This is a genomic window from Pseudodesulfovibrio sp. lm2024, assembly GCF_051175575.1.
Classification (GTDB): domain Bacteria; phylum Desulfobacterota; class Desulfovibrionia; order Desulfovibrionales; family Desulfovibrionaceae; genus Pseudodesulfovibrio; species Pseudodesulfovibrio caledoniensis.
The window spans coordinates 213,987-228,337 of record NZ_CP195092.1 but is presented as its reverse complement, the minus strand read 5'-3'; the positions used below and the strand labels follow the sequence as shown (position 1 = coordinate 228,337).

The 14,351-nt window shown below is 65.8% G+C and carries 15 protein-coding genes; 6 read left to right on the top strand and 9 right to left on the bottom strand.

The window, feature by feature from the left end:
* Positions 1–13: 13 nt before the first annotated feature.
* Genes ACR42D_RS01040 through glpX form a run of 4 tightly spaced genes read left to right on the top strand, consistent with a single transcriptional unit; the run spans position 14 to position 3,736 of the window.
* Positions 14–319, top strand: a complete 306-nt coding sequence (locus tag ACR42D_RS01040; protein WP_484565021.1) for a hypothetical protein — start codon at positions 14–16, stop codon at positions 317–319.
* On the top strand, positions 316–756 hold the full coding sequence (rpiB, locus tag ACR42D_RS01035; protein ID WP_484565020.1) for a ribose 5-phosphate isomerase B: 441 nt from the start codon (positions 316–318) through the stop codon (positions 754–756). Before ACR42D_RS01040 ends, rpiB begins: the two co-directional genes overlap by 4 nt.
* Positions 757–781: 25 nt before the next feature.
* On the top strand, positions 782–2,743 hold the full coding sequence (gene tkt / locus ACR42D_RS01030; protein WP_484565019.1) for a transketolase: 1,962 nt from the start codon (positions 782–784) through the stop codon (positions 2,741–2,743).
* Between the two features lie 9 nt (positions 2,744–2,752).
* Complete coding sequence (glpX, locus tag ACR42D_RS01025) at positions 2,753–3,736, top strand: class II fructose-bisphosphatase (protein ID WP_484565018.1); 984 nt, start codon at positions 2,753–2,755, stop codon at positions 3,734–3,736.
* Between the two features lie 175 nt (positions 3,737–3,911).
* On the opposite strand, the gene ACR42D_RS01020 is transcribed toward glpX, so the two are convergent.
* Positions 3,912–4,766: a 4Fe-4S ferredoxin gene (locus ACR42D_RS01020; RefSeq protein WP_484565017.1), complete on the bottom strand. Its 855-nt coding sequence runs from the start codon at positions 4,764–4,766 to the stop codon at positions 3,912–3,914.
* Positions 4,767–4,868: 102 nt separating this feature from the next.
* On the opposite strand from ACR42D_RS01020, the gene ACR42D_RS01015 reads away from it, so the two are divergent.
* Positions 4,869–5,225: a PilZ domain-containing protein gene (locus tag ACR42D_RS01015; protein ID WP_338669008.1), complete on the top strand. Its 357-nt coding sequence runs from the start codon at positions 4,869–4,871 to the stop codon at positions 5,223–5,225.
* A 10-nt stretch (positions 5,226–5,235) separates the two neighbouring features.
* Here ACR42D_RS01015 and ACR42D_RS01010 read toward each other — a convergent pair whose 3' ends face one another.
* From ACR42D_RS01010 to ACR42D_RS00975, 8 genes are all read right to left on the bottom strand, one after another.
* The gene (locus ACR42D_RS01010) at positions 5,236–6,123 is read right to left on the bottom strand and encodes a DMT family transporter (RefSeq protein WP_484565016.1); all 888 of its coding nucleotides are present in this window, start codon (positions 6,121–6,123) and stop codon (positions 5,236–5,238) included.
* 44 nt (positions 6,124–6,167) lie between these two features.
* Positions 6,168–6,998, bottom strand: a complete 831-nt coding sequence (locus ACR42D_RS01005; protein WP_484565015.1) for a substrate-binding periplasmic protein — start codon at positions 6,996–6,998, stop codon at positions 6,168–6,170.
* A gap of 83 nt (positions 6,999–7,081) precedes the next feature.
* A complete protein-coding gene (locus ACR42D_RS01000) occupies positions 7,082–7,900 on the bottom strand; it encodes a TatD family hydrolase (RefSeq protein WP_484565014.1) in 819 nt (272 codons plus the stop codon).
* Between the two features lie 10 nt (positions 7,901–7,910).
* On the bottom strand, positions 7,911–8,897 hold the full coding sequence (locus ACR42D_RS00995) for a glycosyltransferase family protein (protein ID WP_484565013.1): 987 nt from the start codon (positions 8,895–8,897) through the stop codon (positions 7,911–7,913).
* Between the two features lie 815 nt (positions 8,898–9,712).
* A complete protein-coding gene (locus tag ACR42D_RS00990) occupies positions 9,713–10,624 on the bottom strand; it encodes a DMT family transporter (RefSeq protein WP_484565012.1) in 912 nt (303 codons plus the stop codon).
* A 73-nt stretch (positions 10,625–10,697) separates the two neighbouring features.
* Entirely contained in the window at positions 10,698–11,276 is a 579-nt protein-coding gene (locus ACR42D_RS00985) for a WbuC family cupin fold metalloprotein (RefSeq protein ID WP_484565011.1), read from the bottom strand.
* 43 nt (positions 11,277–11,319) lie between these two features.
* On the bottom strand, positions 11,320–12,177 hold the full coding sequence (locus tag ACR42D_RS00980) for a GNAT family N-acetyltransferase (RefSeq protein WP_484565010.1): 858 nt from the start codon (positions 12,175–12,177) through the stop codon (positions 11,320–11,322).
* Positions 12,178–12,295: 118 nt separating this feature from the next.
* The gene (locus ACR42D_RS00975) at positions 12,296–13,060 is read right to left on the bottom strand and encodes a polysaccharide deacetylase family protein (protein WP_484565009.1); all 765 of its coding nucleotides are present in this window, start codon (positions 13,058–13,060) and stop codon (positions 12,296–12,298) included.
* Positions 13,061–13,174: 114 nt separating this feature from the next.
* Here ACR42D_RS00975 and ACR42D_RS00970 point away from each other — a divergent pair, with 114 nt between their 5' ends.
* The gene (locus tag ACR42D_RS00970; protein ID WP_484565008.1) at positions 13,175–14,287 is read left to right on the top strand and encodes a radical SAM protein; all 1,113 of its coding nucleotides are present in this window, start codon (positions 13,175–13,177) and stop codon (positions 14,285–14,287) included.
* Positions 14,288–14,351 lie beyond the last annotated feature (64 nt).

Genomic DNA, 14,351 nt, shown 5'->3' with positions numbered 1-14,351 from the left:
GCAGGAAACGGTGATGGACATCTTTATCCTCGGCCTGAAGACCTGGCTGGCCGAGATGAAATGGCTGGTCCGCTCCCTGTCCGGGAGGTTCGAGGTCGGCAGGCTTGAAAAAGAACTGGAACGGGAATATGGCATCCTCGGGCGTATCGCGGAGGCGCCCCGGGGCAAGGCGGCGGAGAAGGAACTCTGCCTCAAGCAGATCGCCTTTCTCAAGGAGGAGATCGACGCCCTGAAGGATGAACTGGCCAACGACCGCGAAGAGCGCATGAAGCACATCCGCCGCGAGGACGGCGGCGCATCCCAAGGGGGGGAACAGTGAGCAAGACCATTGTCATCGGCTCCGATCACGGGGGCTACCATCTCAAGCAGGTTTTCATCAAGGCCCTGAAGGACTGGGGCTACACCGTGGAGGACGAGGGGCCGGACTGCCTGGACTCCTGCGACTATCCCATTTTCGCGGCCAAGGTCTGCGACAAGCTCAAGGCGGACGGGGACAAGCTCGGCGTGCTCATCTGCGGCACGGGCCAGGGCATGACCATGACCGCCAACCGCATGGGCGTGCGCGCCGCGCTGTGCACCAACGAATTTCACGCCCGCATGGCCCGGGCGCACAACGACGCCAAGTGCCTGTGCATGGGCGAGCGCGTCACCGGGCAGGGGCTGGCCTTGAGCGTCCTCAAGGTCTTCCTGGAATCGACTTTCGAGGGCGACCGGCACCAGCGGCGCATCGACCTCATCGAAACCGTCTCCCAATAACATCACTAAACAAGGGTATCGACCAATGACACAGACGGACAAGACCATCGCCGTGGTCAAGGGACTGATCATGGACGGCGTGGCCAAGGCCAACTCCGGCCATCCGGGCGGGGCCATGTCCTCCGCCGACTACGCCACCATCCTCTTTTCCGAGTTCCTGAACTTCAATCCCGACGACCCCCGGTGGTTCAACCGCGACCGCTTCATCCTCTCGGCCGGGCACGAGTCCATGCTGCTCTACAGCCTGCTGCACCTGAACGGCTTCATCTCCATTGACGACATCAAGAATTTCCGCCAGTTCGGCTCCCTGACGCCGGGCCATCCCGAGGTCCACCTGACTCCGGGCGTGGAGGCCACCACCGGCCCGCTGGGCCAGGGTCTGGCCATGTCCGTGGGCTTTGCCTCGGCCGAGGCGTACCTGCGCGACAAGCTCGGCGCGGACGTCATGGACCACTACACCTACGTGCTCTCGTCCGACGGCGACCTGCAGGAGCCCATCGCCATGGGCGCGGCCGCCCTGGCCGGCCTGTGGAACCTGGGCAAGCTGATCGTCTTCTACGACTCCAACAAGATCCAGCTGGCCGGTCCGACCTGCAAGTCGGACTGCACCGACCACCGCAAGGTCTTCGAAGGGCTGTGCTGGCAGGTCCTGGAAGTGGACGGCCACAACCACGACGAGATCCGCAAGGCCATCAGGGACGCGCAGCTGGAGACCGGCAAGCCGACCCTGATCATCGGCCACACCACCATGGCCAAGGGATGCGCCTCCATGGAGGGCAGCCACAAGACCCACGGCGAGCCGCTCAAGGCCGACGAGATCAAGGCCACCAAGAAGAAGCTCGGCCTGCCCGAGGAGGACTTCTACGTGCCCGAGGACGTGGTCGCCGAGTACCGGTCCCGGTTCGACGGGATGCGCAAGAACGCGGCCGACTGGCAGGCCATGGTCGACGGCAAGCTGTCCGACAAGGAATTCGCTCAGATGTGGGGCCACGTGACCAAGGCCAGGGCCGAGCTGTCCATCGACTGGCCCGAGTTCACCCCCGGCGAGTCCATGGCCACCCGCAAGGCCTGGGGCACCTGCCTGGACGCGGTCATGGAATCCCTGCCCACCCTGGTGGGCGGCTCCGCCGACCTGGACCCGTCCAACCAGACCGCCAATTTCCGCAACACCTACGGCGACTTCGCCGTGGACGGTTATGGTGCGCGCAACCTGGCCTTCGGGGTGCGCGAGTTCAACATGGCCGCGATCATGAACGGCATGCAGCTGCACGGCGGCCTGCTCCCGTTCGGGGCCACCTTCCTGACCTTCTCGGACTACTGCCGCAACGCCATCCGCATGTCCGCCCTGCAGGAGCTGCCGGTCCTGTACGTCTTCACCCACGACTCCTTCTGGGTGGGCGAGGACGGCCCCACGCACCAGCCCATCGAGCACGTCAGCTCGCTGCGGCTGATCCCGGACCTCATCGACCTGCGCCCGGCCGACGCCAACGAGACCAAGGTCTGCCTGGACATCGCGCTGAAGCAGGAGAAGATGCCCTCCACCCTGTTCCTGACCCGCCAGGGGCTGCCCATCCTGGACCCGGCCGAATACCCGGCCATCGTGGACGGCCCGCGCAAGGGCGGCTACGTGCTCAAGGACTGCGACGGCACCCCGGACCTGATTCTCGTCGCCTCGGGCTCCGAAGTCTCGCTGTGCCTGGAAACGGCCAAGCTTTTGAAGCGGAAAGTGCGCGTGGTATCCATGCCGTCGGCCAAACTGTTTGACGATCAGCCCGAATCGTATAAAAATGCAGTATTGCCGCCCGAAGTGATCGCACGGGCCGCGGCCGAAGCCGGCCGGACCACCCTGTGGCACAAATATGTCGGCCTGAACGGCGTTGTCCTCGGCGTCGACCATTTCGGAGCCAGCGCCCCGGGCAAGACCCTGTCCGACAAGTACGGGTTCACCCCGGAGAACTTCGCCCGGATGATCCGGGAGAAATACTAGGAGACGCACATGGAAGCACCACAGAAAAACCTCGCACTGGACCTGGTCCGTGTCACTGAAGCCGCCGCCCTGGCCTGCGCCCGCTGGCTCGGCAAAGGCGACAAGATCGCAGCCGACCAGGCGGCGGTCGACGCCATGAGGCTGTGCTTCAACACCTTGGAGATCGAAGGCCAGATCAAGATCGGCGAAGGCGAGAAGGACGACGCGCCCATGCTCTACGCCGGTGAGAAACTCGGCCTGGGCACCGGTCCCAAGGTGGACATCGCCGTGGACCCGCTGGAGGGTACCAACCTGCTGGCCAACGGCCGTCCCAACGCCATCTCCGTTGTCGGCGTGGCCCCTGCGGGCGCCATGTTCGATCCGGGCCCGAGCTACTACATGCAGAAGCTGGTCGTCCCGGCCCACGCCAAGGACGTGGTCGACATCGAGGCCCCCACCGGCCACAACCTGAAGCTCATCGCCCGCGCCCTGGACAAGGACGTGGACGACCTGGTGGTCTTCGTTCTGGACAAGCCGCGCCACAAGAAACTGATCTCCGAGATCCGCGAGGCGGGCGCGCGCATCCAGCTGCACACCGACGGCGACATCACCGGCTCGCTCATGGCCATCGACCCGCGCTGCGAGGTGGACGTCATGATGGGCACCGGCGGCACCCCGGAGGGCGTGCTCTCGGCCATCGCCATCCGCATCATGGGCGGCGAGATGTTCGCCAAGCTCGACCCGCAGAAGCAGAAGGAAAAGAACAACCTGGCCGAGTTCGGCATGGACATCCGCAGGGTTCTGACCGTGGGCGACCTGGTCAAGTCCGACGACCTGTTCTTCGCGGCCACCGGCATCTCCGGCGGCACCTTCCTCAAGGGCGTGACCTACCACGGCCACGGCGCCGAGACCTCATCCCTGGTCATGCGCGGCAAGACCGGGACCATCCGCTACGTGGAGGCCATCCACAACTGGGACACCCTGATGCGCTTCTCGGCCGTCGAATACGACTAGGCCGATCTTCACACCAAGACAACAAAAGGCCGGTTCCCGCTATGGGAACCGGCCTTTTACTATGAAAACTCCCGCGCCGAAGGCGCCCAGTGGGATGCAAGGGTTACACCCTTGCCCGCCGGAGGCGAAGTCACCCGACAACCGCCGCGAAGCGGCATCCCTTCCTTCTTGCGCCCTACTCCCCGCGCGTAACAGTCGGGTTCCTGCTCTCGCACGGCACCCTGACCTGGCACAACCCGCAGCTGTTGACGCGGAAGCCGAGCTGGTTCTCCTCCACGTGCGGCGCGGTGATGGAGCGGATGTAAGTCTTGCACCTGACCTTGTCGTGCCCGTTTTCGGAGATGGCCCCGGCCGGGCAGCGCTTCATGCAGGCCCGGCATTTACCGCCCGCGTGGAACAGACACCACTCGTTGTGGCGGGTGTACGGCCTCGGGGTGGGTTCAAGCTGCGCCCGGACGATGACCGAGCCCACGCGGATGGCCTTGCCCCGGGGAGTGATCAGCCCGTCGGACAGGCCGAAGGTGCCCAGTCCGCAGACATGGGCCGTGTGCCGCTCGGACCAGGTGGAGGCGAACCCGTAGCGGGGCGACTCGGCACGGGTCCAGTCGGGGAGCAGCGCGGGCGCGCAGGCGTCCACGCCGAGCTCGGCAAAGAGGCCGGTGACGAACCGACGCAGGGCCTCGTTGACCTTTTCGCCGTAGTGCCGGGCGCGGCTCCATTCGACGCTGGGCATCTCCTTGTTCCGGCCGTGCGCCTTGCGCGTGTGCTCGGTCTGGGGCAGGACCCAGGAGATGACGCTCAGGTCGGACGCGGACGCCTCGGGGAACGCCTTGGCGAAGGCCTGGGCCGGGGTCCAGTAGAAGTCCGGCCCGATGTCCTGTTTGAGAAAGTCGAACAAGGGGTCGTCGCCCGGCGCGCAGCCCACCAGCGGGGCGTCGAAGGCGGGCAGATCGAGGTCCGGCCCCAGGGAGTTGTTCGCGGGATCGCCCATCCAGTCGGCCATGCGTGCGGAGAGGGTTTGGATATTCATGGTTTCAACGTAGAGCGGCGGCGCGGCGCGGTCAATCCCCTCACGGAAACATTGAGTCCGCTCCGCTTATTGTGATATGGTTCTCAGTAAGAGGGAAACGCCATGGACAGGAACAAGCGAAACAGCACACGCATCGAGGCGGATTTCGAGGCCTACATCACCATCGGCGAGGTGGTCACGCCCGTTTCCACCCGCAACCTGAGCCTCAAGGGCGCGCTGCTCTACGGCTGCGAGGACTGCGTGGCCGGGACCCCGTGCGAACTGCACCTGCCGCTGTCGCCGGGCATCCGCATCGTGGTCTCGGGCGAGATCGTGCGCATCAAGGGAAGCTATGCCGCCATGTCCTTCAAGGAGATGGACGAGCTGTCCTTCACCTTCCTGCACCGGCTGGTGACGCTGAACGCGGACCATCCCGAAGAGGTGGACGAGGAACTGTTGCGGATATTCGAGAAGTTCTGAGTTCGACGAATCAGGCGGCCTCGCGCTCGCGCTGCCGCTCCTTCATCCCGCTGCGCCCGAGCAGAAGGATGCCGAAGACGATCAGCGCCCCGCCGCCGATGGTCCAACTGTCCGGGACCTCTCCCAGAAACATCATGCCCCACATGGACGCGAACACGATCTCCAGGGTGGACACCCCGCTGATGCGCGCCGCGGACTCGATGGCGTACCCCTTGGTCATGAAGAACTGGCCGAGGTTCATGAACAGACCCACCCCGCAGAGTACCCCCCATTCCGCGAGGGTCGGCGTCACCCAGCCGTCGGCAAAGAGCGGCGAGAGCAGGGATATGGCGATGGGCGGATAGAGCATGACCACGGCGGGCCGCTCGGTCTTGGCCAGGACGCGCACGGCCAGGATGGCCCAGGAGGTCAGGAATACGCTGACCAGCGCGGCCAGCAGCCCCCAGGTGTCCAGGTCCGGGCTGCCCGTTCCGAACAGGAAGTCCGGGCGGCAGACCAGGGCCACCCCGGCCACGGAGGTCAGGATGGCGGCCAACCCGCCTTTGGAGAGGGTCTCGCCCATGAGCAGCCAGGCCAGCAGGGCCACGGTGATGGGATGGGAAAAGATGAGCACCAGCGCGTCCGCCAGGGGCAGGTGCACGATGGCGTAGAAGTCGGCGAACATGGCCCCGAAGCCGAGCAGGCCGCGCGCGGCCAGCAGGAACTTGCGCTTGCCGAACATGCCCACGCCGGACTTGCGCAGCATGATCAGGCACAGGAACAAACCGATGAGCCCCCGGAAGAAGAGAATCTCCATGGTGGGCAAGCGGCTCCCGGCCAGTTTGACGAAGAGCGAGCCGAAGGAGAAGAAGAAGGTGCCGAGCAGCATGAAGCGCATGCCGGGGGTCAGAAAATTCATGGCCGGAGACTATGCCTTTCCCTTTCCTAGTCAAGGGGAAAGAGCTACTGCGCGGGCTCGACCAGGGGGCAGGAACCGGCGAGATTGCTGAAGTGCACCTGCATCAGGTGCAGCTCGATGGCCTTGAGCCGTCCTTCGGCGGTCATGTCGCGCAGCACGGCGTCGATCTTGGGCACCAGGTCGGCGTGGCGCTTGTTCAGGTAGTGGAACATGGGGTTGGAGGCCATGGGCTCGCAGAGCATGCGCACCCCGCCCATGCCGACCTTGTTCAGGACGGGCAGGATATCGAAAAATTCGGCCAGGCCGACGTCCACCCGCTTGTTCCTGAGGAGTTCGAGCATCTTTTCGTAGGACGAAACCATATGGCGGTGCTTTCCCTTGACCCGGCTCTCCAGGAACTTGTAGCCGTTGCGGATGCACGCCCGGCAGTTCTGGAACTGGCCCCAACCCTTTTTCGGGTCGACTTCGGTGTCGGTGGTCAGTATGGCGATGCGGTTGATGTACAGGGGCGTGGGCACCCGGATGAGGTTCGAATAGGACTGCTCCACCACGCTCACCCGGCCCGCCTCGCCGTCCACCAGCCCGTCGTTGGCCATGAGCAGGGCGCGCTCGGCCGGGTAGCCCTGCAGCTCGATCTCGTAGCCGAGCCGGGCGTATGCCTCGCTCAGGATGTGGTCGAACAGGTCGTGCAGGCCGCCGGCCGGGAAGGTGGAGAAGACCAGCCGGTGATCCACGCCGTGCAGCTCGGCCCATGCACGGTGGGGCAACAGCAAAAGGGCCAGGCCCGACAGGATCAGGCCGACCAGCAGGACCAGCGGCAGGCGGCGGAGGTTCGCGCGGTGCGATCGAACGGCGGAAACGGCTGTTTGCATCATCGCTGGCAACCGTAGCCTCAAACCGCTCCCAGCGGAAGGATTTTTGCGATTTTTTACGCCCTTTGACGCATGGGGGAGACGGTCTACAGACCGAAGAAACGCCGGGCGTTGTCCCCGGCCATGCGCCAGACGTCCTCCAGCGGACGGCCCTTGATCTGGGCCACGCGGCGGGCGGTGAACACGGACAGGGCCGGATGATTGCGCTTGCCCCGCCACGGCTCGGGCGCGAGGTAGGGGCAGTCGGTCTCGATGAGCAGCCGCTCGAAGGGAATGCGCGCCACGGCGGCCTGGACCTCGTCGGAATTCTTGCGGAAGGTCACCGGTCCGGGGATGGAGATGTGCCAGCCGTTGGCCACCAACCGCTCGGCCAGTTCGATGCCCGCGCCGAAGCAGTGCCAGAGCAGCGGATAGTCCCTGAACCCCTCGGCCTCCAGGATGTCCACCGCGTCGTCGTTGGCGTCGCGCGAGTGGATGACGATGGGCAGGGAGAGCTCGCGGGCCAGGGCGGCCTGGCGGATGAAGGCGTCCTTCTGCATGTCGTGGGGCACGCGCTCCCAATAGTAGTCCAGGCCGATCTCGCCCACGCCCTTGAGGCGCGGGTCCGCCTTGAAATGGGCGCGCATACGCTCGAGCGCCTCGTCGGTCAGGTCGCCCGCGTTGTTGGGGTGCACGCCCATGATGAAGCTGATCTCCGGATGGGCGTCGAACAGGCCGCGCCCGCGCTCGTAGGCGTCCGGCCCCAGGAAGACGTTGACCATGCGGCCCACGCCCGAGTCATGGGCGCGGCGGATGATCGTTTCGCGGTCCTCGTCGAAATCCTCGAGATCCAGGTGCGCGTGGGAGTCCACCCCCACCGGGGGCAGGCTCAGCGATTCGGGTTCCGGGCGCTTGGTCTTTCCCATCAATCCGCCCTCACAGCTGTTCCCAGAGTTCGAGGATGGCGGTCTTCTGCGCCTCCGGGGAATAGGCGTTGGCGGTCTTCTGGCCCGCGGCCAGGGCGGCCATCAGGGCCGGGTCCCGCTCCTGGAACATGGTCACGGCCTCGCCCAGGCAAAGGGCCGCGTCGAGCACGTCGCTGTCCGCGCACCACAACCCGTTGCCCTTCCAGGGGACCTTGCGCAGGGGAATCCACGGGGTGTAGCGCGGCTTGGCCTGGACCTGGCGCATGTAGTCCCAGCCGCCGAAACCGGCAAACCCCACGGGCAGGCAGCCGCAGGCCATGGCCTCGAGCGGCGGCAGGGGGCACCCTTCGGGGAAGCCCGTGGCCAGAAAGATGTGCGCCGCGCGCAGGGTCTCGGCCACGCCGTGCGCGTCCATGCCCTCGATGGGCACCCAATTGACCTGGTGCGTGCCGCAGCGGTGTTCGTGGATGGCCTTGATCTGCTCCACCAGCGCCTTGTTCTTGCGCGGCATGAAGGCCACGTTCACCCGGCCATCGGGCTTGGAATCGGGCGCGTGGAAGATGGACCGGTCGATGCCGGGCCGCAGGACCGGGGCATCCTTGCAGGTGGTCTCCTTGATGAACCTGGAGACCGGGTCGGACACGGCCAGGAATTCCACGGGCAGGCTGTGCCAGTCCACGCCGTCGGGCATGGAGGAAAAGAGGTAGGCCCAGTTCTGGACGTAGCTGAAGCACTGCGCGTTGGCGTACAGCCCGGGCGCCAGGGCGTTGATCCACCCCTCGGGGACCACCCAGACGTCGGACTCGGTCAGTTTCAGGTCACGCCATTCCAGCACCGGCGCGGCGTCGGCCAGCCCCTCGGGCCGCCAGCCGCCCTTTTCCCTGGCCACGAGATAGGCCTCGTGCCCGGATTGGTGGAGAATGTCGGCCATCTGCCGAAGCACGGTGACGCCCCCGGTCGGTTTGGAGACCGGCGGAAGGAAGATATATGTTCGCATGGTCGCTTTCTGTGAACCACAAACGGGCATGTTTGGCAAGGAGAGGCTGCGGGGCGGGCGTGCAATGGGGAGGCCCGCCCCGCAGTGGAGGGAAGGAGTTCGCTTTCCGTGCTGGCTGAAGATGTTCTACCCGCCCCGCCGGTGACACGCCCGTCGATCCCATCACGAGTGGGCGACAATCTGGTAACGGCAGGGCGGGCTGATTCGCCCGGCGGCGGGCCAGGGCGAACGCGATTGACCGTCCGCGCAGCGGACCTTCGGTCCGGCCAGCGAAAGCCGCCTACGGGCTCTTGGGGGGCGCTTCCGATTGCCGCCCCCCGTATAAATGGATTGGCCCATGGCGTTTGGTTTGGAGCAAGGCTGGGCAGGCACACTTAATGCCTCCATGGAGCGATTCAGGTGCGCAGCACCTGACAGCGGCTCTCCCCAGCCCCGCGCCGAGGCGCGCCCTACTACGTCCCGCCACACCTCTTTCCTTCACCCAAACCAGCCCTTGAACGGGAGGTTAGAAGCTGACCGCGAGGGGCGGCGGCTCTTTGAATCGCAGTGAGCGCAGCGAGCCTCGATTCGGGAGCCGCCCCGAGCGGATCAGCTTCTTGCCTCCCGTTCTCCGGGCGGCCACCCAACCCCCCAGGCCCTTTTTTTCGTCTATTTTTTTGGGCCAGCAAAAAAATGGACCCCGCCGGGAGGGCATGGAAGCTGTGGAGGCGCAGCCTCCACACTGGCTCTCAAGCGGTGCAACCGCGCATTTCATCCCACAAAAAAGCCGCCCAACGGGCGGCCTTCCTTATCTCTTCAAGGCGGTGAAGACGCCGTCACGGCTTCAACTGACTCAACACCATGCCGGTGAGCATCAACCCGCACCCGATCATGCCCCGGGTGGACAAAACCTCGCCGAGCATCAGCCAGCCGCCGATGGCCGCGAAGACCGATTCCAGGCTGAGGATGATGGCCGCGTGGGCGGGCTGGGCGTCACGCTGGGCGACCACCTGGAGGGTGTAGGCCACACCCACGGACATGAGCCCGCCGTAAGCGATGGCCGGGATTGCTCCCACGACGCCGGTCAGGGTGATCTCCTCGGTGGCCACTGCGCCGATGAGCGACAGGATTGCGCAGGCCGCGAACTGGATGGTGGACAGCTTGATGGCGTCCACCCCGTCCAGCCCCGGTGAAAGCTTGCCCACGAGCAGCACGTGCCCGGCCCAGAAGAACGCGCCGATGAAGACCAGCAGGTCGCCGAAGGAGATGGTCAGATCCGAGGTTACGGACAAGAGGTACATGCCGACCACGGCCAGCCCCGCGCCGAGCCATGTGCCCCAGCCCGGCCGTTGGGCCAGGAGCAGGCCGAACAGCGGCACCAGGACCACGTACAGCCCGGTGATGAACCCGGCCTTGCCCGCGGTGGACGCCTCCAGGCCGAACCCGGCCAGCTGCGGACCGGCCAGGCCGATCTGCTGTAGGGTGGCTCCGACGAACAGGGCCAGACCGAGGAGGCCGCCGCCGATGGCCATGCGCCTGCGGTCCGCGCCCGCGTTGCCGGGCGCGCGCCGTTTCTCCAAGGCCATAATGAGCGGGACCAGGGCCAGGGCCCCGAGGGCGAAGCGGATGCCGTTGAAGGTCAGGGGGCCGACGTGTTCCATGCCCACGCGCTGGGCCACAAAGGCCAGCCCCCAGATGGCGGCGGTGACGAAGAGCAGGATGTCGGCGCGGAGGGCGCGGGTGTTCACGGGGTGGTCTCCTTACGGGAAAAACTTACCCCGTGTACTGTATTCGGTGCCGGGCGGCAAGACCGCCGGACGGCTATTGGTCCGGTTCCCCGCCCCGCTCCGCCTTGGCCGCCTCGGCCTCGGCGTTGGCCTTGGCGGCCAGGGTCTTGAGCATCTCCAGCAGGTACGGTTCGGCCTCGGGGGTCCCTTCGCGCGGGGCCCAGTCCGGCACGTCCTTGTCCGATTCGGGCGAATACGGGCCGGTCTTGCACTCGAAGACCAGGGTGTCCGTCTTGAGCGGCACGTAGGTGTGGTAGACATGCGGGGCCACATCCACGCCGAAGGTCTCGGTGCCCGGCTGGAGCAGGATCTGCTCCGCGATCTCGCCGTCGTCGGTGAAGCGGATGAAGAGCATGGACCCGGCCATGACCAGGAGGGTCTCCTCCTTGGCCGGATCGATATGCCGGTGGGGCATGACGTAGGTGCCGGGCTGCAGGGCGTTGAACATGCGGTGCGCCGTGGCGTCCAGGGACTTGTGCAGCTTCTGGAGGATACGCTTGCGCGGGCTCTGCCGGGACTGGGCCAGCAGGCGGCCCACCAGGCTCAGGGTCAGGGGCGTGACGTCGCCTTCGGGCGCTTCCAGGGCCGTGGGATATTTTTTTTCTTCGCTCATGCCCGATAACTACCCTGCCGGGCGGTTTTGGGCAAGAGCGGCGCTAGTCGAGTTTGAGCCCCAGCAGGGATATCTCGGAATAGGCCAGGTCGATGTCCCGGGGCTTGACCCGCGCGGACTTGAAGAAGCGCGGCGACTTGATGACCTCCACCTCGCCCCCGGCGTCGTGGTCCACGAACCGCCGGTCAGCGGCCAGCACGCAGTCCTCGTCGGGCAAAAGCGCCTCGGCGATGTCCTGGATGCGGTCGGTGAACATGCCCGGATTGGAGCGGTAGAGCACGTCGTAGTAAATCTGGCCGCCGTGTTTGACGGCCCGGGACAGGAAGAGCAGGCACTGGGTGCAGCGGGTCATGGCCAGGACCGGGATGATCGGCAGGTCGTGGTGGTCGTCGAAGACGCGGATGTCCCCCAGGTCGCACCACTGGCGGATCTTGACCGGGTCGCTGACCAACTCGAGATTGTCGTATTCCTTGCCGGTCTTGCGCCACAGCAGCCGTTCCTCCTCGAGCACGTTCATGCCGAGCGTCTTGAAGAAATCGGTCTGCTTGGGAGACAGGGAGAAGACGGTGCAGGTCACGTCGGGATCGGCGCAGGCCATCTCGACCATGGCCGAGCCCAGCCCGTTTTTGCGGTAGTCCTTGAGGATGTACCAGGAGGAGAAATTCCGGAACCGCTCCCGGTGGCCGTCGATGACCCGGTAGGAGCAGACGTGGCCGTGCACGCCCACGATGCGGCCGTTGTCCTCGGCCACGATGCCCAGATCGGGCTTGTCCTCGCACCACCCCGGAGAGAACAGCGCCCTCCAGCGTTTGGCGGTGAAATTCGGATTCATATGCTCATGCAGGAGCGTGCAGACGGCGTCTATGTCCGCCGCCTTCATGGGGCGCAGTGTAGCGGTCATGGCAATCCTCTGGGAAGTGGTTCGACAGGGACGGTAGATCGTTCGCCCGCCGTGTGCAAGCAGAAACCTACCTGTTCGGTGCCGAACAGGGGATAATCGACCGGAATCAGGGGCAGGATCAATCCTTGGCGGGCCAGATGGCGGCCGGGGACAGCCACTCGGCCGCAGAGTGGGCCGCAGTCGCCGCAAACAGGGCCTCGACGAACGCCCAGGCGTCCGCGTCCATGACCATGTGGTGAGTCAGCACGCAGGTGGGCTCGCTCGCGTCGGCCTCGCCGGTGCGCTTGTCCCGCAGGTGGTCGACCAGCAGCTTCAGGCACTTCTCGGTTCCGGCAAAGCGCACGTTCGGCTTGTCCTTCCAATGGAGCACGTCGCAATGGGCGTCGGCCACGCGCAGCCCGGCGGGCGGCGCGGAACGCGACTTCTTGTAGCTGGAGGACAGCCCCCGGTAGCCCAAAACCGGCAGGTAAGGCAAAAGCTCGGGGTCGATGCGGTTCCACGGCGGCACCAGGACGGGCACGAACTGGAACTTGAACAGCTGGGTCAGCTTGCCCATGCCCTGCCTGAGCTCGTCCATGACCACGGACTTGGGCCGGTGGCCGCCGAGCTCCCAGGCTCCGGCACCGGATTGGGCGTGGTTCTTGTGGGCGAAGCCGTGCTGCAGGACCCACACGAGGTGGGCGTGGGACACGGTCTTTCGCAACGGCTCGCCCGCCTTGGCCGGGACCGTGGCCAGGCCGCACGGCACGCCGAAGCGGCCGCTCAGGGAGATGAGCCGGTCCAAGGGGACGGTGGGCTCGGCCGCGTCGTCGTCGCGCCACCAGAATTCGGCGGTCGCACCCGCGTCCTTCCAGGCGTCGAGTTCGCGCAGCAGTATATTCATGGAGTCGGCAGTCATGGGACGATAGTTGTAACAGAGCTTGGAAATAAAAGCCACCACCCGCGCTGGCATTTTTACCGGCAATGTGGCAGGACCATGCACGGAGGCCACACCGGTATGAACGTCCCCTGCAACGCATTGATCTGGAACATGACGCGGAAATGCAATTTCCGCTGTGAATACTGCTACTTCCCCCACGACAACAGCCCGGTCACCGAGACCCTGGACGCGGACCGCATCAAGACGTTCCTCGACGGCACGGGCGAGACCTGGAAGGTCGGCCTGACCGGCGGCGAGCCGTTCATCTACCCCGGGATCATCGACATCTGCGAGACCCTGACCCGGACCCACGTCATCGGCATCGACACCAACCTGTCCGTGTCCTCCAAGGTCCGCGATTTCGCCGAGCGCATCGACCCGGCGCGGGTCCACAACCTGTACGTGGCCCTGCACATCGAGGAGCGCGAACGGGTCAAGGGCGTGGACGCCTTCATCGACAACGCCCGCCTGCTCCTGGACAAGGGATTCGAGATCATCGTCAACTACGTGGTCCACCCCACCCTGGAGGAGCGCTTCCACAGGGACGTCGCCTTTTTCGCAAGCCACGGCATCACCATCACCCCGCGCCCCTTCCGGGGCGAGTTCGGAGGGCGGCGCTACCCCGAGGCGTACGGCGACCGGGCCCGGGCCATCTTCGCCGACCACCCGGAACAGGGAAGAAAGGTGGCCTTCAACTTCGAACACCTGCCCTGCTCGGCGGGCCGCACCCTGCTGCGCATGGAGCCGGACGGGACCGTGTTCCGCTGCCCCGGCGACAAAACCGTGCTCGGCAACGTCATGGACGAGGTCACGCTCTATGAGGGGTGCCCGCCCTGCACCAAGAAACGTTGCCCCTGCCGAGGACTGGACCACGTGCGACTGAGCGACGCCCAGGCCGCCCTGGTGGAGGGCGTCCAGTTCGCGGTGGTGGCCGAAAACGGCGCTTCCCTGACCGCTTTCGAACGGGCCATGGCCATCTCCCCGGGCCACCCGTGCGGCGAGAACAACCTCGGCGTGCTGGCCTGGCGGCGCGGCGACAAGAACGCGGCCGCGCGCCGGTTCGAGCGCGCCCTGCGGTCGCGGCCGGACAACGCGCTGTATGCCGCCAACCTCGACGGAACCCGCGCGGACGGGCCGGATTTCGACCCCGGCATCTGCCTGGACGTCAATGCGGACGCCGCTTCCCGGTGATTTCCGGGAAATCCCGGATTACCCCCGACCGGTTCTGGACAGAAGGCGCACAAGCCTATAATGT